This is a genomic window from Paenibacillus taichungensis, assembly GCF_050994985.1.
In the GTDB taxonomy this organism is placed as follows: domain Bacteria; phylum Bacillota; class Bacilli; order Paenibacillales; family Paenibacillaceae; genus Paenibacillus; species Paenibacillus taichungensis.
The window spans coordinates 5,647,161-5,664,928 of record NZ_CP194720.1 but is presented as its reverse complement, the minus strand read 5'-3'; the positions used below and the strand labels follow the sequence as shown (position 1 = coordinate 5,664,928).

17 protein-coding genes are annotated in these 17,768 nt (G+C 47.0%); 6 read left to right on the top strand and 11 right to left on the bottom strand.

What is annotated here, in order from left to right; translation table 11 throughout:
* The first annotated feature begins 2 nt into the window (after nt 1-2).
* Nucleotides 3-1,139 carry a glycoside hydrolase family 88 protein gene (locus ACR1R9_RS25505; protein ID WP_433922387.1) on the top strand — a complete coding sequence of 379 codons (1,137 nt, stop codon included), beginning with the start codon at nt 3-5 and terminating at the stop codon, nt 1,137-1,139.
* Nucleotides 1,140-1,296: 157 nt separating this feature from the next.
* Here the strand turns inward: ACR1R9_RS25505 and ACR1R9_RS25500 are convergent, their stop codons facing one another.
* The gene (locus tag ACR1R9_RS25500) at nt 1,297-1,917 is read right to left on the bottom strand and encodes a class I SAM-dependent methyltransferase (RefSeq protein WP_076290710.1); all 621 of its coding nucleotides are present in this window, start codon (nt 1,915-1,917) and stop codon (nt 1,297-1,299) included.
* Between the two features lie 243 nt (nt 1,918-2,160).
* Between ACR1R9_RS25500 and ACR1R9_RS25495 the strand changes: the two genes are divergently transcribed.
* The gene (locus ACR1R9_RS25495; RefSeq protein ID WP_433956401.1) at nt 2,161-4,500 is read left to right on the top strand and encodes an Ig-like domain-containing protein; all 2,340 of its coding nucleotides are present in this window, start codon (nt 2,161-2,163) and stop codon (nt 4,498-4,500) included.
* 203 nt (nt 4,501-4,703) lie between these two features.
* Here ACR1R9_RS25495 and ACR1R9_RS25490 read toward each other — a convergent pair whose 3' ends face one another.
* The 8 genes from ACR1R9_RS25490 to ACR1R9_RS25455 form a co-directional block, all read right to left on the bottom strand.
* A complete protein-coding gene (locus tag ACR1R9_RS25490) occupies nt 4,704-5,249 on the bottom strand; it encodes a chromate transporter (protein ID WP_053780063.1) in 546 nt (181 codons plus the stop codon).
* A 3-nt stretch (nt 5,250-5,252) separates the two neighbouring features.
* On the bottom strand, nt 5,253-5,840 hold the full coding sequence (locus ACR1R9_RS25485; protein ID WP_063566299.1) for a chromate transporter: 588 nt from the start codon (nt 5,838-5,840) through the stop codon (nt 5,253-5,255).
* 12 nt (nt 5,841-5,852) lie between these two features.
* Nucleotides 5,853-6,347: an Lrp/AsnC family transcriptional regulator gene (locus tag ACR1R9_RS25480; RefSeq protein WP_064642788.1), complete on the bottom strand. Its 495-nt coding sequence runs from the start codon at nt 6,345-6,347 to the stop codon at nt 5,853-5,855.
* Between the two features lie 276 nt (nt 6,348-6,623).
* The gene (locus ACR1R9_RS25475; RefSeq protein WP_076290708.1) at nt 6,624-7,736 is read right to left on the bottom strand and encodes a PAS domain-containing sensor histidine kinase; all 1,113 of its coding nucleotides are present in this window, start codon (nt 7,734-7,736) and stop codon (nt 6,624-6,626) included.
* Nucleotides 7,729-8,379, bottom strand: coding sequence for a response regulator (locus tag ACR1R9_RS25470; RefSeq protein ID WP_053780067.1), 651 nt, complete (start codon nt 8,377-8,379; stop codon nt 7,729-7,731). Before ACR1R9_RS25470 ends, ACR1R9_RS25475 begins: the two co-directional genes overlap by 8 nt.
* Nucleotides 8,380-8,499: 120 nt before the next feature.
* A complete protein-coding gene (locus ACR1R9_RS25465) occupies nt 8,500-9,447 on the bottom strand; it encodes an ABC transporter substrate-binding protein (protein ID WP_433922388.1) in 948 nt (315 codons plus the stop codon).
* A 168-nt stretch (nt 9,448-9,615) separates the two neighbouring features.
* On the bottom strand, nt 9,616-11,226 hold the full coding sequence (locus tag ACR1R9_RS25460) for a helix-turn-helix domain-containing protein (protein ID WP_433948866.1): 1,611 nt from the start codon (nt 11,224-11,226) through the stop codon (nt 9,616-9,618).
* 216 nt (nt 11,227-11,442) lie between these two features.
* On the bottom strand, nt 11,443-11,874 hold the full coding sequence (locus ACR1R9_RS25455) for a GAF domain-containing protein (RefSeq protein ID WP_326064266.1): 432 nt from the start codon (nt 11,872-11,874) through the stop codon (nt 11,443-11,445).
* A 383-nt stretch (nt 11,875-12,257) separates the two neighbouring features.
* Between ACR1R9_RS25455 and ACR1R9_RS25450 the strand changes: the two genes are divergently transcribed.
* Entirely contained in the window at nt 12,258-13,034 is a 777-nt protein-coding gene (locus tag ACR1R9_RS25450; protein ID WP_246318069.1) for a Crp/Fnr family transcriptional regulator, read from the top strand.
* Between the two features lie 284 nt (nt 13,035-13,318).
* On the top strand, nt 13,319-14,389 hold the full coding sequence (locus ACR1R9_RS25445) for a serine hydrolase domain-containing protein (RefSeq protein ID WP_433922391.1): 1,071 nt from the start codon (nt 13,319-13,321) through the stop codon (nt 14,387-14,389).
* Between the two features lie 133 nt (nt 14,390-14,522).
* On the opposite strand, the gene ACR1R9_RS25440 is transcribed toward ACR1R9_RS25445, so the two are convergent.
* Together ACR1R9_RS25440 and ACR1R9_RS25435 are read right to left on the bottom strand one after the other, a co-directional pair.
* Nucleotides 14,523-15,053: a GNAT family N-acetyltransferase gene (locus tag ACR1R9_RS25440; protein ID WP_433922392.1), complete on the bottom strand. Its 531-nt coding sequence runs from the start codon at nt 15,051-15,053 to the stop codon at nt 14,523-14,525.
* Between the two features lie 319 nt (nt 15,054-15,372).
* On the bottom strand, nt 15,373-15,528 hold the full coding sequence (locus ACR1R9_RS25435) for a hypothetical protein (RefSeq protein ID WP_162842450.1): 156 nt from the start codon (nt 15,526-15,528) through the stop codon (nt 15,373-15,375).
* A gap of 279 nt (nt 15,529-15,807) precedes the next feature.
* Here ACR1R9_RS25435 and ACR1R9_RS25430 point away from each other — a divergent pair, with 279 nt between their 5' ends.
* Both ACR1R9_RS25430 and ACR1R9_RS25425 read left to right on the top strand, forming a co-directional pair.
* Nucleotides 15,808-16,089 carry a hypothetical protein gene (locus ACR1R9_RS25430; RefSeq protein ID WP_145921940.1) on the top strand — a complete coding sequence of 94 codons (282 nt, stop codon included), beginning with the start codon at nt 15,808-15,810 and terminating at the stop codon, nt 16,087-16,089.
* A gap of 103 nt (nt 16,090-16,192) precedes the next feature.
* A complete protein-coding gene (locus ACR1R9_RS25425; protein WP_433923653.1) occupies nt 16,193-17,704 on the top strand; it encodes a DUF6359 domain-containing protein in 1,512 nt (503 codons plus the stop codon).
* The last annotated feature ends 64 nt before the right edge of the window (nt 17,705-17,768 follow it).

The window sequence follows — 17,768 nt, the reverse complement described above, 5'->3', positions numbered from 1 at the left end:
TTATGAATACATCAACATCTGTGAAATGGCTGGAGGAAGCCTGGCGGCAAGGAGCGGCCAAAACGGTTCGCAACGCGCAGCGCATCAAGGATACATTTCCGCACACGGCCCCGCAGGGCATATATGACCGAAATGATCCCGAATGGTGGACCGCCGGCTTCTGGCCGGGGCTGTTATGGCTTGTCTATGGCGAGTCACCGGAAAACGAAGCTGTCGCTTCGTTATCCCGCATTGCCGAAAGTTGTGAGCGGCAATTGGAAGGTTGTCTGCGTGATCCCGAATCGGTGGATCACGATCTCGGGTTCATCTGGCTGCTTAGTGGCGTAGCCAACTACCGCCAGACCGGCAGCGCAGATGGTCGGCGGCGGGGAATGCTCGCCGCCAATCTGCTTGCTGCCCGCTTTAACGTGCGCGGTGAATTCATCCGCGCCTGGAACTTCAGCTCGTCAACCATGGATACGCGCGGCGTAGCCATCATTGACAGCATGATGAACCTGCCGCTGCTCTACTGGGCATCCGAGCAGAGCGGCGACCCGCGCTTCCGCTGCCTGGCGGAAGCGCATGCGGACACCGTGGCGCGCGAATTCGTCCGCGCTGACGGGTCCATCTGCCACGTGGTGGAGTTCGATCCACTCACGGGGCAGAAGCTGCAGGAGCATGGCGGGCAGGGCCATGCGCCAGGTTCCGCCTGGGCGCGGGGTACCGCCTGGGCGTTGCACGGGTTTGCGCTGTCTTTCCGGTATACGGGCGAAGCCCGCTATCTGGAGACAGCGGAGCGGGCGGCCGATTTCTTCCTCGCCATGCTTGGCGAAGAAATCGTGCCGGTGTGGGATTTCCGCGCACCTGCCGAGCATCAGGTGGCGTGGGACTCGTCCGCTTCGGCGATTGCCGCAAGCGGACTGTTGGAGCTGGCGAAGCTGTCGCCGCGCGGCGAGGAATATGCAGCTGCGGCAGAGCGTATCCTTCGCGGGCTGCATGAGAACTACAGCTCCGGTGAGACGGCAGCGGAAGAAGGTCTAATCATGCAGGGCACTGTGCATTATCCAGAGGGTCGTGGCTTAAATGTGCCGATTATATACGGCGATTATTTCTATATGGAGGCGCTGGCGAAGCTGCGTGGGCGTCCGGGTTTATTTTAGAGAAACGAGAATCAGGGAATCAGGAATGTCACATTTCAAGCGGCGAGTATGCGTGAGGGGGGTATGAGTATGCGTCCCACCATACAGCCGTTCGAGTGTGCCTGCCTCCTAGTGGGAAAGGGTATTCCTGTTTTGGAGGCGGAGCACACCCTCGGTATCAGTCTGTTTTATTTTCGATGCCGGGTGTGCGTCTTAAGATGACAAAGTCGGCCGATGATTGGTCGGGATATCGCTGAGGAATAATTTCATGTACTTTGAATTCGGGATAGTCGAACAGATAATCAAAAATATTTCGGTCCTGAATGGTGCTAACCCCTGGATTACCGTTTTCTTTCAAACGTGTGTATAACACAACCCACTCTGACGTAGAGTGCAGAATGTCGTAGAGTGTATTGCGAAAATCCGTTTCATCCGTAATATGATAGAGCACGTCCAGACAGACGGTGAGATCAGCTTGTAGGAAACCGCGATTAATCCACAGACCGGGTGTATATAACATGAAACTCTTGGAGGTATCGTTAGCAAACTTGGAGGCGCATAGACGCACCGACGAGCCGGCTACATCGACACCTAGATACGTATTATAATTCATATATTGCAGTTGATTGCCATCCCCGCATCCAAATTCAATGACGCTGGAAATACCCTCACGCTGAATCAGTCCATTTACCACCTCTGCCTTGAATTCAGCCAATACGCCATACGAACCCCTTCCGGATGTCTCGCCTGAGCTATACGTTTGTTCCCAATATCCTTTGTAGTCAAAAGGCTGACTCATGTTTCTCCCCCGATCATATAAATGAATTCAAAATAGTGACTATACATAGGTTATGCGTAATATTTGCAGGTATGAATCATTTGAAAATCGATAGATCGGATGAATGAATTCCCACGAATTCCCCTGAAAATTCCCTGAAAGTCTAAACATCTGGAAAGAACTTGCCGACATTAAACTAAGGAACAAAATGATAAGAATCGGGGGGAAATGATGTTAAAGCCAAGATTGACCAAGTACATGGTGATGATGCTGGTATTGGTGCTGAGTATTTCCAACGTAGGCTTGGCCGCTGCGGCAGATAAAGAACTGTCCAAAATTGTAGTTTCCAAAAATGAGCTGTCGCTCGAAGTGGGTGATTCCAGTTCGGTTACGGTGACAGGAGTATATACCGATAATACATCGGCTAACGTAACAATCAGTTCTTCATGGAGTAGCAGTGATACTTCGATAGCGACTGTATATAATGGTGCCATTACTGCCAAAAAGGAAGGTACGGCAACCATTACAACTTCGTATCTGTCTCAGAGTCAAACGGTTCAAGTGAATGTAACCAAAAAGGTCAAAGCCCTATCCAAAAACGTACAGTCGCTGGACTTGCGCACAGGGGATAGCAAAGACATTATTTTGACAGCAACTTACAGTGATAATACGACGAATGCAGATGCATCCAAAGTAGCCGAATGGTCATCCGATGACGAGAAAGTGGCAACGGTTGTGAATGGTAAAGTTACTGGACAAAGCGCCGGTACAGCTGTCATCACAGGTAAAGTCGGCAGTCAAAGTGTGACTGTGGATGTTAACGTTGAGGTTGTTAAGCGTGTGGATGTGGACAAGAAGCAGGTCAATCTGCTCTTGAACAAAAGCGAAACTGTAAAATTGACAGCCACCTATCCAGATGGCACAACCAAAGATGTAACGGATCTGGCAGAGTGGACGTCAAGTAATGAAAAAGTAGCAGATGCATTAAAAGGTGAAATTACAGGATACTCCGCAGGTTCTGCTAAGATCACAGCCAAATACGGAACGAAATCCGTATCCATAGATGTGGATGTCGATCTGACAAGCAAACTGAGTGTGGAGAAACAGAGCATTTTCTTCCGTTTGAGTGAGTCCAATAAAACAGCAAATGTAGTCTTGACTGCCTCTTACCCGAGCAGTGCTGATGTGAATGTAACGGATCAAGCAACATGGACATCCAGCAACGAGAAGGTAGCGACGGTATTTAAGGGACAAGTCACTGCGATTGGTGCGGGTTCTACGACAATCAAAGCAACGTATAGCGGCAAAACAGTGGAAATCACTGTGGATGTTGATACGGCAAGATATCTAGATATTGCGGGTGTCGAAGATAAACTGGCTATGAGCGTTACAGGTGATAACAAAACCAAGAAACTGGTAGCCAATGCAGAATATATTGATGCAAGTACAGAAGACGTAACTTCCAAAGCAACATGGACATCCAGCAATGCGGATGTTGTATATGTATCTGGCGGCGAGCTGATCGCTTATAAATCGGGAACAGCAACCATCACTGCGGCATACGGCGGCAAAACCGTTAAATTCACAGTGAATGTAGATGTTCCGGACAAGTATGAAATGGACAAGAAAAAAGGTTCTGTAGCCGTTGGTGGTACATTGTCTGTGAAAGTATTGGCCGTATACGGTGATACATCCAAAGATGTGTCCGAAGATGCGGATTGGAGCAGCAGCAGTGAGAAACTCGCTGAAGTGGACAGCAAAGGTGTCGTGACAGGTATTGCAACAGGTAAAGTAACCATCACAGCCAAAATTGAAGGTAAAACGTTAACTCTGCCTGTTGAAGTAGGCATGGCTAGTGGGCTGGAGGCAGATGTGAACTTTGTGGTGTTGTCCTCCAAGGAAACACAGCAAATCGTACTCACAGCAACGGATGAAGATGGCTTGACCAAAGACGTGTCATCCGATGCAACATGGAAATCAAGCAACTCCCGCGTAGCCGATGTGAAAAAAGGGGTTATCACTGCGAACAGCAGCGGTAAAGCCAATATCACGGCTGAATATGGTTCCAACAAAGTGACCATTCAGGTTGAAGTGGACGTTATTTCACGCATTGAAGCATCCGAACCGGCTCTTTCCCTGAAAACCGGTGATTCCGCTGATCTTACGGTTACTGCATATCTGAGCGATGGCAGTGAGCGTGATGTCACGGACAAAGCGGAATGGAAAACCAATAGCTACAAAGTAGCTCAGGTAACCAAAGGTAAAGTAAAAGCGACAGGTTCAGGTAAAGCAAAAATTACAGCGAAGTACGGCAGCAAGACGGTAACGATTGCAGTCGATGTAGATACACTGAAATATTTGCAAACCGATAAAGTAACCCTGACCATGAAGCCTGGTGACAAAGCAACCCTGGTTGCTACAGCAACGTATGCCGATGGCAGCGAAGCGAACGTATCCAAGCCGGCACTGTGGAAATCTTCCCGTATTGCGACAGCATCGGTGAAAGATGGCATCATTCAGGCTAATGGTAAGGGTAAAGCAACCATTACCGTGACTTATGCAGGTGTGAAAACCAAAGTGACTGTAGTCGTTGAAGCGAAATAATATCTTCAAGTACGAAGATAAAACAAGCAATTCTATGTGCGGTGATGACAGCTTAAATGCTGGCATCACCGTTTTTTTAATGGGAAAAATACAAGAGAACTAGCAATACAAAAAAGAAACGCCCTGAAACATGTGCATATATCCACTTTGGATATAAAAACACATTGTTCCAAGGAGTTCACCGAATCTAAATAATCAATGAATTACATCGTATGAGACAGAACCAGCGCTCCGTATGCAAAAGCAATGACGATGAGGATGGCTGGATGCAGCTTAGTCTTGGTCATGACCCAAAGCGAGATCCCTGCAATGATCAATGTCTGCCAAATGCCGATGGAATTAGTGGATACCTGACCGAATTCCCATGTAAGTAAGATCATAAGTACAGCAATAACCGGTTGTACGAGCAGCGTCATCCCTTTCACCTTTGGTGAAGTACGATGCTTGTTCAGTAAACGAAGCAGCAGAATTAACGCGACAGCCGAAGGTACAACTGTGGCAAAACTGGCGATAAATGCGCCAAACCAGCCAGCTACCTGATAACCGACAAATGCGGCAATTTTGGTCGCAATTGGACCGGGAAGAGCATTGCCGATGGCCAGTACATCACCGAATTGCTCGGTGGTCATCCATTTGTAGTGGTTGACGACTTCCTCCTGCATTAATGGAATGGAGGCAGGGCCGCCCCCGTATCCCAAGATATTGGCTACAAAAAATCCCCAAAACAATTCCCACCATGTCTGAAGCATCGCTTAGGACACCCCCTTGTCGGAATCGCGTTTGGATTTGAAACGCTGGACCACATCCAGATGGAAGACGCCATATCCGAGGAAGACGGCAATCACAATACCGGGGTGAATATCCAGCAGCTGCAGCAGTACAAAGGCAAGGACACCGAACAGGGCGGCAAAGGTTGTACCGAGTCCCTTCCATGCTTTCTTGGCGAATTCGTATGCCATCATGCCGAGCATAACAAAAATGACCGGGCGAACAGCTGCGACCATGCCTGCTACGATTTTCGATTCGCGCAGCGCGTACATGGAACCAAGCAGCGCAATGATGGCGATGCTCGTCGGCAAAATATGGGCCAGGACGGACACAATAGCACCCAGCACGCCCTTCGTTTTATACCCGAGATACGCGGCCATCTTGGTAGCAATGGGACCAGGCAGAGCGTTGGCAATGGCCAAAATCTCGCCAAACTCATCATCGCTCACCCACTTATAGCGGGTAACGGCTTCATAACGGATCAGCGGAATAACCGAGGGGCCACCGCCATATCCCAAAATTCCGGTTCGTACCATCCCAATGACGAGACCGTTGTAATCTTTCCAACTCATGCTGATTTCCTCCTAGAGTCTCATGCCCATTCGGCTTTTATATCGTTTTAACAACAGCTGTGATTCTACCTTGACGATGCCGGGCATCTTGTAGAGCTTCTCCAGCAGGAACTGCTCCATCTCTTCCATATCTGCAAAAATACCATGCATGTGCAGGGTACTCGGGCCTGTCATATGATAGAGGCTGGTTACTGCGGGTTCTTCGTCCAGTTTCGCGGCCACTTCATCCAGAAATAACGGTTCTACATCGACATTGAAAAAGGCAGAGACCTGGAGTCCAACTTTGCCCGGATTGATAACCACGGTGAAGCGTTCAATGATTCCCTTTTCGGATAAAGCATTAATGCGGGCCTGAACGGCCACGCGGGACAAACCGATCTGTGCACCCAGATCGGTGTAGGATATCCGGCTATTTTGGTGAAGGGCGGCAATGATTTTACGATCGATTGCATCCAGATTGTGCATTTGCGGGATTTCTACCCCTTTGGAGGAGCGTTTCTCTGACATGATTGACCATCCTTTTTGTTAACTATATAGAATAAAAAATCTTGATAGGATCTACGTACAATTTGTATGCAGCATTCATATTTTAATGACGAATCGTAATTGGAGTCAATATATTTATTGTAAATGTTGAATTTATCCGATTCAAAGCTTTCATTTTGTCATTTTTACCAATAGAGATGATGAATGGGAGCAGGATACAGGCATGGATCGAAAAAGAGACTGTTCACGGAGCACATCCGTAAACAGTCTTCTATATAAAGTACAGGTTGAAGCGACTTAATGAACAGTTTTGGGTAGACAAAAGGTAACAACAGTTCCTTCGCCAGGCTCTGAAGATACTACAAGTGTACCTCCGGCTCCACGAGCTCGCTCCTCCATGCTAAATAGACCAACGCCGTTACCAGCCGTCGTACTGTTGAACCCTGCGCCTCGGTCCTCTATTCTCACAACGGTTGCCTCTTCCGAATCTTCCACCGTCACATGAGCTTCTGACACATCGGCATACTTGGCTACATTGGTTAACGCCTCCTGGATAATGCGATACATGGCGATCTCCCGGTTCATCTCCAGCCGTTTTCGCAGATTACATTCCAGCTCCACTTCAATCCCGTAGTGCCGGGTATAGTTCTCGATATACGTGCGAATGGCCGGAACGACACCAAGGTCATCCAGTACGGAGGGTCTCAACTCCCATGCCATGCCGCGTACATCCTCCATAATGCCCGTAACTTGTTTTCGCAGTGCTTCCACACCAGAATGCGGTTGGTCGGCCAGCAGACGATCCATCTGAATGACAAGGGAGAAGAGACTCTGTCCAATGCCGTCATGCAGCTCGCGTGAGATGCGACGCCGTTCCTCTTCCTGGATGTTCATGACCTGGGTCATCATCGTCTGTAACTCGGCTTCGACCCGCTTCAACTTGGTTACCTCACTACGAACAGCCAAATACTGATAGGGCTCACCATCGTTATCGAGAAAAGGCACAATGGTTGTATTCACCCAATAATGGCTGCCATCTCTGGCACGGTTACGAATCTCTCCGTTCCACACTCGTCCGGAAGAGATCGTTTCCCACAGGTTTTTCATAAAGTTCTTGCCGTGATAACCCGAATTAATGATCCGATGATCCTGACCGATCAATTCTTCCCGATTATATTGTGAAATTTCGCAGAACTTATCGTTTACATACTGGATTTTTCCTTTGCGGTCCGTGAGGGCTACAATGGACGACTCATCCAGGGCAAACTTCAGATCACTGAGCTGATGCAGGGAGCCTTTCAGTCTGCTGCGGAATTCATTATCTGTAATGTGACTGTCGATTTCCTCTAATAACTGACGCACAGGTTGGTCGGCAAATCCGCTAAGTCTGTTTTTTCGTGTGCTACTCAAAGTTCAGCAACCCCTTTTTCATCGCAAACTTCACCAGTTCCGGTCTGGTTCGAAGGCCGAGCTTCTCCATCAGATTGCTTTTGTGGGATTCGACCGTTTTGACACTAATCACCAGATGTTCAGCGATTTCCTTGTTGGCGTAACCCTTGGCAATCCAGGACAAAATCTCTTTCTCCCGCTCAGATAACGTGTCGTACGGACCGGCGTTCTCCTGCTTCGCTTTGTCCAGGTATTCACTCATCAGCCGCTTGGTCGCACTTGGGTACAGATAGGCGCTACCCTCTGCTACAGAACGAATAGCGGCAAGCAATTCTTCATGCGGCGCACTTTTGAGAATATATCCGGATGCTCCCGCGTGGATAGCGCGGAACAGATATTCTTCATCGTCATGCATGGTCAGGATCAAAATGGAGACATCCGGCATCAATTTCTTCAGTTCAGCAGTAGCGGTCAGACCGTCTTTGCCTGGCGGCATGCTGAAATCCATTAAGACCACATCCGGCTTCAGTTCTTGTGCTTTGGCAATAGCTTCATCGCCATCGGCTGCATCTCCAACAATATGTATATCATTCTTTCCGTCGAGCAGGGCGATCAGCCCGGAGCGTACAACTACATGATCATCGACAACTAATAATTGAATCACATCATTTTCCTCCTGTCCGGTTCCACAGTTCTGTCTTTATCATACCAAAAAAGAAAGCCATTCAGAGGGGAATCTCTGAATAGCTTCTTTTCTCTGTATATGCACAAGAGGAATTAAACTTTAGTTCTCTGTTTTACCGAAACGCTCCTTAATCATGTCTGCAATTTCCTGAACCTGTGCTTCCACGGCAAGTGGATCATAGGGCCAGAAGCGTTCTCCGTCAAGTTTGAACACGCGATTGTTCTTCACGGCGTCCAGGGATGACCAAACCGCTGAGCCCTCATCCAGTGAACCTCCGTTGGACAAATCCAGGAAGATATAGTCACCTGCGTAATCTGCAAGCTTTTCCTCGGATATCGCTACGGTATCTTTATCCTGATCAATGAGCTCTTTCTGTACAATGTCTGGTGCTTTCAGTCCGAGCTGTTGATAGATGGCCTGTCCACCGCGATTGACACCATCACCATTGACGTACCATTCTTTGCCGAACAGACTGAAGTTGGAGAAGGTTGTGCCTTCTTTGACCAGTCCTTGAATGGACTCTTTGGCGGCCTCCACTTTTACTTCGAATTGGGATAACCAATCTTTCGCTTCCTTCTGTTTGTTAATGATTTCACCAAAAGCGGTGATTTCCTCATGAACATTGTCGTATGTTCCGTAAGGGATGATGAGTGTCGGTGCGATTTTACGATATTGCTCATTCAGTTTCTCATCTCCACCTACAGTAATGATCAGGTCAGGCTGAAGTGCCAAAATTTTCTCTACTGATCCGCCGTCAATCCGGCCAATGTCTGCCACGCCCTCAACGAGATCAAGCACATACGGGCTTTCCAGCTCATAATCTGGCGCGCCTACAGGCTTGACGCCAAGTGCCAGAAAATCAGCAAGGTAACCTTGCGTAACGATACGCTTAGGATTCACGGGGATTTCAACATCTCCGTTAACCGTCGATATGACCTGTGTTTCTGCTTCGCTGGTCGCTGGTTGTTCTTCTGTTACGGCAGGTGCGGAGGCTTTATTTTCTGTCGTTTCTTCCGCTTGACCTGAGCAGCCAATAATTCCTATCACAAATAAAAGGATTATGAGCCCGGCCCACCATTTTGATTTAACCCCTGTCATTCTGCTTCTCCCCAATCAATAATGATTATCTTTCTCAATAAAACCTCCTATGTATCGTAGCTTTTGTGTACAAGTATCGTCTATCTCAAAATGTGACCCATTGAGCATGGACAAATGTTACCTGTCCTTAACGCTATTCTCCCGAATCAGGATGTCTACCATAAGTTCAAGTTGCTTCTCCAGAGACAAGGCATCATTACACCAGAATTGTTCCAGTTGCAGAGGGTATATGCGACGATTTCCGTTATTCATAACCTTGCGCCAGCCCGGGCGCTCGCTAAGTTTATCTGCTGAATCGTGATACAGGCCACCTTCATGTGCCGGAAGAACAAGAAACATATGATCTGCTGCATATTCTGTTAATTGGTCTTCTTCAATGTATTGATGATTGTCAGGTTCCAAAACATCACGGAGGATGTTGGGGTGGGGAGTAAGATGAAGTCCATAATACACGTTATAGGCTGCTCTGGCGGTTGCATTCCAGATACAAATGGTGCCGTCTTCCCACAGCTCATACAGACCAACGGTTTCTCCGGGTTTTATAAAATCTTTTATTCGATCAGATTCGGTTCTGGCCCGTGTTGTGTAGTGTTCGATCCAATCTTCAGCTGCCTGTTCTCGTCCTACAATTCGGCCAATCAGACGGACCGTCTCCAGTCGATCCAGTTGGTTCCAAGGGAGAACAATAACCTGGGATATACGTTCAAGTTGTTCAAGCTTGTGTGGCAAGTAGTACAGATAATCTGGTGCGATGATCAAATCAATCGGTTCAGCGCGCAGTAATTCTTCCACGCCATGTTCATCCAGATCAATTACGTCATGCAGCTTATCCCGGATCAATGGAGAAAGGGCCCAGGGAAGAAAGGAGGCCGCAACGGGTTGAACGCCGAGGGCAAGCAGATCCCCTGTATACTGAACCGTTGCAATCCGTCTCGCACGTGGCTGCAATCGATACTCACTTGGGCTGATCCCGGTGGACTGCTTAAACTTGCGGCTTAAATATAAACCGTCAGCATAGCCTACCAGCAAGGCAATTTCATTCAATGTGGCCTGTGTGGATAGGAGGTATTGCTTTGCCTTATCCATCCGAACTCGGGTCAGATGAGCCTGGAAGCTGCGCCCCACCTGTTTTTGAAAAAATCTAGAGAAATAGCTTGCGTTAAATCCGGTCATGCGGGCAATGTCTTCCCGGGTGAGATGATCGCCATAGTGATGATTAATATAGTAAAGAGCATCCCGAATTACACTGTCCACCATTTCTGTGGCAGGTTTCACCGCCAGCCTGAATAACTCAAGCAGCTCACACAGTAGAAAATGGGATCGGGCTTCTTCGGTCTGGATGCTACCTGAACGTTTGTCGATAAGTTCCTGGATAATGGCAAGAATCCGGAACCCTTGTGAACTGGCTCCAGTCTTTGACCCATGTGCAGGCAAGTTCTCTGATGTAAGTTCATAGACACGCTTCTCATGGGACTCTTTCGTTAATCCGTATTCCAGAAAGCCTATATGATATACCGTGAAGGCAGAAGCCGGAGTATGTATAAGCTCCAGGGAGCATGGGGGATAGAGGAAAAGGGTCTGGCCTTTATGTAAAACGCCATGTACCTGCCCATATTGGAAGTTCACCGTGGCTGTACAAGTCACCAGGGAAGGAGATTCTATGGAAATAAATCCGGTATGCTGTGCAGCTTCCCAAGGAATCACACTGGCATTTGTCAGTACAAGCATATCTGTAGCCTCCTAGCCGTATGTTCTATCTTGAACATATCGATGTATGGACTCGATTATATCAATCTGTGAGAGAGACGTCGACGTACACAGAGTAGTGATGGCAAAGTGACTAATTAACGCTTGTCCAACTAAGAATAAACCATAATCAAAAAAAGTCTTGTTACTCCCATTAGGAAATAACAAGACTTTTTAGCGTATTCCAGACAGCTGTCTTTATCCGTACACTTTTGGCTGCAGCTGTATAGCGACCTGTTCGGTCTGACGGACCATCTCCGGTGAGAACGTGCAGGGTAATCTGCTGCCAAGGAGCAATACTGCGCCAGGAACACTTCCTTGCTGGAAAACAGGCACTGCTATGGCACATACCAACCGCTCCGCAAGCATTAACGGGCAACGGCCGGGTGTATGCTCCCCGGTGGATTGTGCATCAGATAGAGCGGTGCGTCCAGTTCGAAGCGCTATGCCAACCAGATCTTGTCCGGGACGCATCTCCATGCGTTTCACCCGTTCGTTGCTGGTGCCGGATGTATACTTCCAGCGCAGCATCGTACCGGACAGACAGGCCAGTCCGCAAAAATCGCTGGAGGTACTCAGGCGCAGGCCGTCGATCATCTCCTGAATGCCAGATGGCAGTTCATCATGCATGAGAGGACACTTCCTTTTTTGGAATCATACCGTACGTTACGGTGTAATCAATATCAATATCGTTAACCTGTGGTCAGGGAAATCTTAAAATAAGGGTATTTCGCTGCTGCTTCTATTGTAGCCCCTTTTTTCCGTATTGTAATTCAGGGAAAACCCCTATTTCCGTTCTGCAATTTGCTGATCCTGTGTATGGACAGGTATTCTGGCCGGGAACAGCAAGGCTTTTTTCGATTGCAGAGTCGTAAAGGCACCTCATAAGTGTGATTTATCTCACAGCAAATTCAGGGAGTTTCTTCGTGAGGTTCAGGTAATCCCCCGATAACCCCCACGCTATATTCGCGGTATGATGGATACATAAGGAAACACCGAGGGGGACGAAGGTAATGGGTACGGTATTTACAGAAAGAACAACCCAGGCGACACAACAAGAACAGACGGAGGCGAGCAAGATGACACGGGAGACAGGTGGAATCCTTTCGTTCGTGACAGCTGAACAATGGGGCTTGATCGAAGCGAAGATGCAGCCGAAACGGGTAAAGTCGGGGTACAGTCTCTTTCTGGAAGGCGATGAAGCTGGATACCTGTACTACATTCGCTCGGGAAGAGTGAAGCTGACCAAGTCGACTGAGGATGGGAAAGAAATCATTTTATCGATTCAGCAAACCGGCGATCTAATTGGAGAGTTTGGCGGCATCGGTGGATTATCCCATAGCTACAGTGCTGAGATGGCAGAAAAAGGGGAGCTGGGGATCATCTCGCTCAGCGACTTGGAAAGTGTGCTCAGCAAACACGGTGACCTTGCCTTGAAATTCCTGCAATGGATGGCGCTCGCTCAGCGTATCACTCAGTCGCGTTTCCGTGACCTCTTGCTCTATGGCAAGGCAGGTGCACTCGCATCGACGCTCATTCGTGCCAGCAACTCGTATGGCAGAATTACGCCGGATGGCATCGTGCTCGACATGAAGCTGAATCATACCGAGTTGTCGGAAATGATTGGTGCCACACGGGAGAGTGTAACGCGTATGTTGGGAGCCTGGAAAGAACAGGGGACGCTGGACACCGTGGATGGAAAGCTGATGATTCGTGACCTGGCAGCCTTGCGCTGCATGTGCGGATGTCCTACATTTCCAAGCTGCCCGGTAGAGTTGTGCCGATTGTAATGAAATCAAGTTGAATTGGGTTGTTTCCTTCCATGGCGATTGGGGTCGTTACGGAGAATTCAAAAAAGCTGATGTCCGATTTAACTCGGGGATCAGCTTTTTTTGGCGTGATATGAGCGGCTTGAAGAAGTGGTATTGAATAAAAAGCTTAGAGGGTTCAGTTAACGGGGCAGGAAATCAAGAATTGGAAACGAATACATAGTTTGGTTTACCCAAAATAGGTTGATCAACGTAATTTCAACATTCGAGTAATAAATGAATCATAAAAAGGAGTAATTTTTACTATGAAGGATATACAAAGTTTAGTTTCAGATTACACAAAAGATAAGAAGCATTTACAGCTTGTTATCGGGATTGTTAGGGAGGGAGATGTTGAATACTATTCTTTTGATAATAATAATAAGAAAAGCATGATTCCTCCTGAGCATAAGTTATTTGAGATCGGCTCCATAACCAAAGTTTTTACATCCATAATTTTATTAGAAATGGAAAAAGAAAAACTGCTATCCTCGGATGACAGTGTTGGTAAGTTTGTGCAAAACGTTGAAAACGATTATTTGAATAAGATTACCTTGAGAAGCCTTGCTACTCATACCTCTGGATTACCTATATTGGCAACCAACCACAATTTGGCTAAAAAAAGATCGAATCCTTATTCAATGTATACCGAGCAAGATTTAACTGCTTTTTTATCTACTGCTGATTACACGGATAGCATTGGTTCGTTTGGATATTCCAATATCGCTGTGGGTTTACTGGGATACATACTATGTAAGGTGTCAGGGAGTACATATGACGAACTGTTAAAAAAATATATAACAAGTCCGTTAAAGATGAATGAGACAGCCGTTATGCTTGATGCAGAAAAGAATAGCAGGTTTTTGAATGGACATGCTTCATCTGGGAAAAGAGTCCCTCATTGGGATCTTTCTATACATGTAGGAGCTGGGGGGATTAAGTCCTCTGTTAGCGATTTGAGTTTATTTGTCCAAGCTAATCTAAATGATGATAATCCGATAGCCTCTACACTACAAAAAAGTCATCTCCCTATATCGATCGGAAATTCAAACCTTTATTTTGGCTGGGGTGAGGATAATCTTCTAGATAAAGGTATCCTCTGGCATAACGGGGGTTCAGCTGGTTTTAATAGTTATCTAGCTTTCAATAAGGAACTCCGTGTAGGAGTTGTATTGCTATCCAATTATTCTTTTTTCTCAAATTCTCTTATGGATCATTATTTTGCTCAAATCATAAAATGGATTACAAAAAAAGAGCCTTCACAAGGAACGATGATAGACTCTACAGGTATAAAAATCTTAGAAGAAATCATGCAGAGAGAAGCGTCATTGAAGTAACGGGAATCGATAGAAGTATTAGCCACCTAATCATTAGGTGGTTTTCTTATATCTAGAGACTCCCATCCAAGATAACTAATCCATGATACAAAAGAGGACGTGTTAACGCCCTCCTGCATTATACCCATGGTATTCACTCACCTGCATATTCCTTTGCAAGAATCGAATATAGACACGAATCATGATATTCCCCTTTGTAAAACCAATGCGCTCGCATCAGACCTTCACGCTGCATACCAATCTTCTGCATAACCTTCTCAGAAGCCTTGTTGTTCGGGCGGCATTTCGCATAAATACGGTGTACGCCAAGTGTATTGAAGCCAAAGCCAAGCATCGCTCGGGCTGCTTCGGCAGCGTACCCTTTTCCCTGATAAACGGGATTGAGCACATAACCGATTTCTGCGTTCGTCTTTTCGATGTGAAGGCCAACACCGCCGATCAGAATGCCCTCCTTTTTCAAGCATATCGCCAGTTCAAAGCCCTCTCGTGGTTGCGTTTGCTGTGAATTCAGCACAAATTCCACATAAGCGCGCGTATCTTCTTCCGTATTAGGTCCCCATGCCGTATGCTGAGTAACTTCTGTCATGGATGTGTAGCTATGTATACTTTCCCAGTCTGTCTCCAGAATATCCCGGATGATGAGTCGTTCGGTCTCCAATTGCATAGCTATTCCCTCCTATATAAAAAGTGAACTAAAGAATAGTTACACTTGCCACTTCGATGACAGAACAACCTTCCGATCGCTGTTATCCCCAGATTTTTTTGATTCCCTTTTTAAAAGGAGAAAATCCGGGGATAAAGGCGTAGCGTATGCTTCCGATGTAGCTTTCTTTCAGAAAGCTTTTAGCTCCGCTTCTTCAGGTTTTTTCTGTCCTCTCCGTTTCTCGTGTAAATGTTTAGTTCAATTATATAGTAAAACAAAAATAGCCCAATAACCGATTCGTGTAAAGAATGGGTTACGAGCTATGTAAGTATAAGGCATGCTATTGTGGTTGTTTACATTCAACTGCGGGATAAGTATAAGCCAGCTTGCGAATAATTTCCTTTTGCCATTTAGTGTCACCCAGGTTGGTTGCCAGGTTCAGAAGATCCAAATAATCGTCAAGCTGCAGATCAGCCTTTTGCAGAGTTGTATTCATTCGATGTTCGTTCCCCTTTATCTATAAAATCGTTAAGTCATGTACAGTAGGCAGAAGACTTGAGACAAGCTCAAGAATGATAATCATTATCACAGTTATATTATCATTATGCAATGAACGATGTCAAAATGCAATGCCAAGGCTCGAATGTACTCAACTTTTTTTCGAAAAAAGGCTCATCCACAGCACATAGGGAACGTACACACCCAGGTATGCAGACGGATAAAGAAACCATCCATTCAACAGGAAATGGTGAATTTCTGTGGTGAACGTTGTCATATGGGCATTCGTAGCGTACACATCTCCGGCAATGACAGTCGCCGCACTATAGAAGCAGAGCAGGGCAAGTACATGGAAAACACGGGTCACCATCCGAGAGCGGAGCGCAACAAATACCATAATAAGTGGAACAATCAGCAGGAGCAGAAGAAAAAGAAACTTCATCATACAGGTCTCCTTTGGGATACTTTTGTTAAACAGTATGGGCAATTGGTGGAATTTCCAAAAGTTTTTTCAAACATTTTACAAAAAGAAAGAGGAATTCAGCATATGAACGATTAAATTAAAGGTGGATAACCCATTATCAGGTAATTACGAGGAGGAGAAGGCAAGTATGAAGAAAGCGATATGGCAGCATTGGATCGGGGCATTCCTGATCTTCATCATGATGGCGACGGCATTGCTTCAACCTGGTTCACAAGGTCCGGTACAGGCCGCTGCAGCACCTATTACGGTATCGCAGGCTATCGCTGCCCAGAGTGGCGGAGCAACGGCAACGGTGGAAGGATATATTGTTGGACATGCCACCGGTTCGCTTACAGCCAAGTTTACATCTCCTTACGCCAATGATTTTAACTTCCTGATTGCAGATTCAGCGACAGAGAAGACTAACGCGAAACTGCTCGACGTGCAGATTCCAGCGTCGTACCGCTCGCAATATGGACTGGCTACCAACCCGAATCTTGTGGGGCAGAAGGTTATCATAACCGGAACACTTGGCGCATATAACAGTTATGCCGGAGTTAAGAATCCTACCTCAATCGCACTCTCCTCTGGAACAACCAATCCTGATCCTGATCCAGGCACAACGCTGCCGGATGGTACAGGGAAGAAAGTATTATTCGATAACACGCATGCTCAGACAGCCGGGGCTGCGGACTGGGTTATTGATGGGGCATTTTCGGACTTTGCGAATGGTTTGCGAAACGCAGGCTTTACCGTGGATCAGCTGGATCGCAGCATCCCGTATACCTTCGGTGAGCAAGCCATCACCTTTAATAAATTGAAAGATTATGATGTCTTCGTTATCGGCGAAGCGAACGTGCCTTTCAAAGCGACAGAGCAAGCTGCGCTGCTGCAATATGTACAGAATGGTGGCAGTGTCTTCTTTATTGCCGACCACTATAACGCAGACCGGAACAAAAACCGCTGGGATTCCTCCGAAGTATTCAACGGCTATCGCCGTGGTGCATTCTTGAATCCAGCCAAAGGCATGTCTTCAGCAGAAGCTGAATCTCCAGCTATGCAAGGCGTGACCAGTTCGGACTGGTTGGCATCCAACTTCGGTATTCGTTTCCGCTACAATGCATTGGGAGATGTTAATGCAACGGATATCGTCGCACCTTCGCAGTCGTTCGGCATTACAACTGGCGTTAGCGCAGTAGCTATGCATGCAGGTTCCACGCTTGCCATTATTGACCCGAACAAAGCCAAAGGTCTGGTGTATGTGCCTAGTGGGGTTTCCAAATGGGGCAACGCGGTAGATCAGGGCGTATACAATGGCGGCGGACGAGCTGAAGGAGCCTATGCGGCGATCGCCAAGATCGGGGCAGGTAAAGCAGCATTTATCGGCGACTCCTCACCTGTTGAGGATGCTACTCCAAAATATCTACGTGAAGAAACAGGTGCTGCCAAAACAACGTATGATGGCTTCAAAGAAGTGAATGACGGTGTATTCCTTGTGAATACAGTGAAATGGCTTGCAGTAAAAGAAAGCTACACAAGTCTGTCTCAGGTGTCTGGACTGACATTGGATACGCCGACAAGTCTGCTTGCAATTGAAGCGCCGGCTTCATCCACCGAGCCGCAAACCGAACCATGGGCTACACCGGCTGCAGGCTACAAATGGTACGATCCTACAACGTTTAAGGCAGGATCGTACGGCAAAGCTCAGTAAGATAAGCAGTAAGAAAATATACGGATAATCAGCCTGTCCGCCACGATTGCGGACAGGCTTTATT

Excerpts from the sequence above, each read along its gene's own strand:
- ACR1R9_RS25505 (WP_433922387.1), top strand. The coding sequence starts at position 3 with ATGAATACATCAACATCTGTGAAATGGCTGGAGGAAGCCTGGCGGCAA.
- ACR1R9_RS25500 (WP_076290710.1), bottom strand. The coding sequence starts at position 1,917 with ATGAGTCAGCCTTTTGACTACAAAGGATATTGGGAACAAACGTATAGC.
- ACR1R9_RS25495 (WP_433956401.1), top strand. The coding sequence starts at position 2,161 with ATGATGCTGGTATTGGTGCTGAGTATTTCCAACGTAGGCTTGGCCGCT.
- ACR1R9_RS25490 (WP_053780063.1), bottom strand. The coding sequence starts at position 5,249 with ATGCTTCAGACATGGTGGGAATTGTTTTGGGGATTTTTTGTAGCCAAT.
- ACR1R9_RS25485 (WP_063566299.1), bottom strand. The coding sequence starts at position 5,840 with ATGAGTTGGAAAGATTACAACGGTCTCGTCATTGGGATGGTACGAACC.
- ACR1R9_RS25480 (WP_064642788.1), bottom strand. The coding sequence starts at position 6,347 with ATGTCAGAGAAACGCTCCTCCAAAGGGGTAGAAATCCCGCAAATGCAC.
- ACR1R9_RS25460 (WP_433948866.1), bottom strand. The coding sequence starts at position 11,226 with ATGCTTGTACTGACAAATGCCAGTGTGATTCCTTGGGAAGCTGCACAG.
- ACR1R9_RS25455 (WP_326064266.1), bottom strand. The coding sequence starts at position 11,874 with ATGCATGATGAACTGCCATCTGGCATTCAGGAGATGATCGACGGCCTG.
- ACR1R9_RS25450 (WP_246318069.1), top strand. The coding sequence starts at position 12,258 with ATGGGTACGGTATTTACAGAAAGAACAACCCAGGCGACACAACAAGAA.
- ACR1R9_RS25445 (WP_433922391.1), top strand. The coding sequence starts at position 13,319 with ATGAAGGATATACAAAGTTTAGTTTCAGATTACACAAAAGATAAGAAG.
- ACR1R9_RS25440 (WP_433922392.1), bottom strand. The coding sequence starts at position 15,053 with ATGCAATTGGAGACCGAACGACTCATCATCCGGGATATTCTGGAGACA.
- ACR1R9_RS25435 (WP_162842450.1), bottom strand. The coding sequence starts at position 15,528 with ATGAATACAACTCTGCAAAAGGCTGATCTGCAGCTTGACGATTATTTG.
- ACR1R9_RS25430 (WP_145921940.1), top strand. The coding sequence starts at position 15,808 with ATGGGCATTCGTAGCGTACACATCTCCGGCAATGACAGTCGCCGCACT.
- ACR1R9_RS25425 (WP_433923653.1), top strand. The coding sequence starts at position 16,193 with ATGATGGCGACGGCATTGCTTCAACCTGGTTCACAAGGTCCGGTACAG.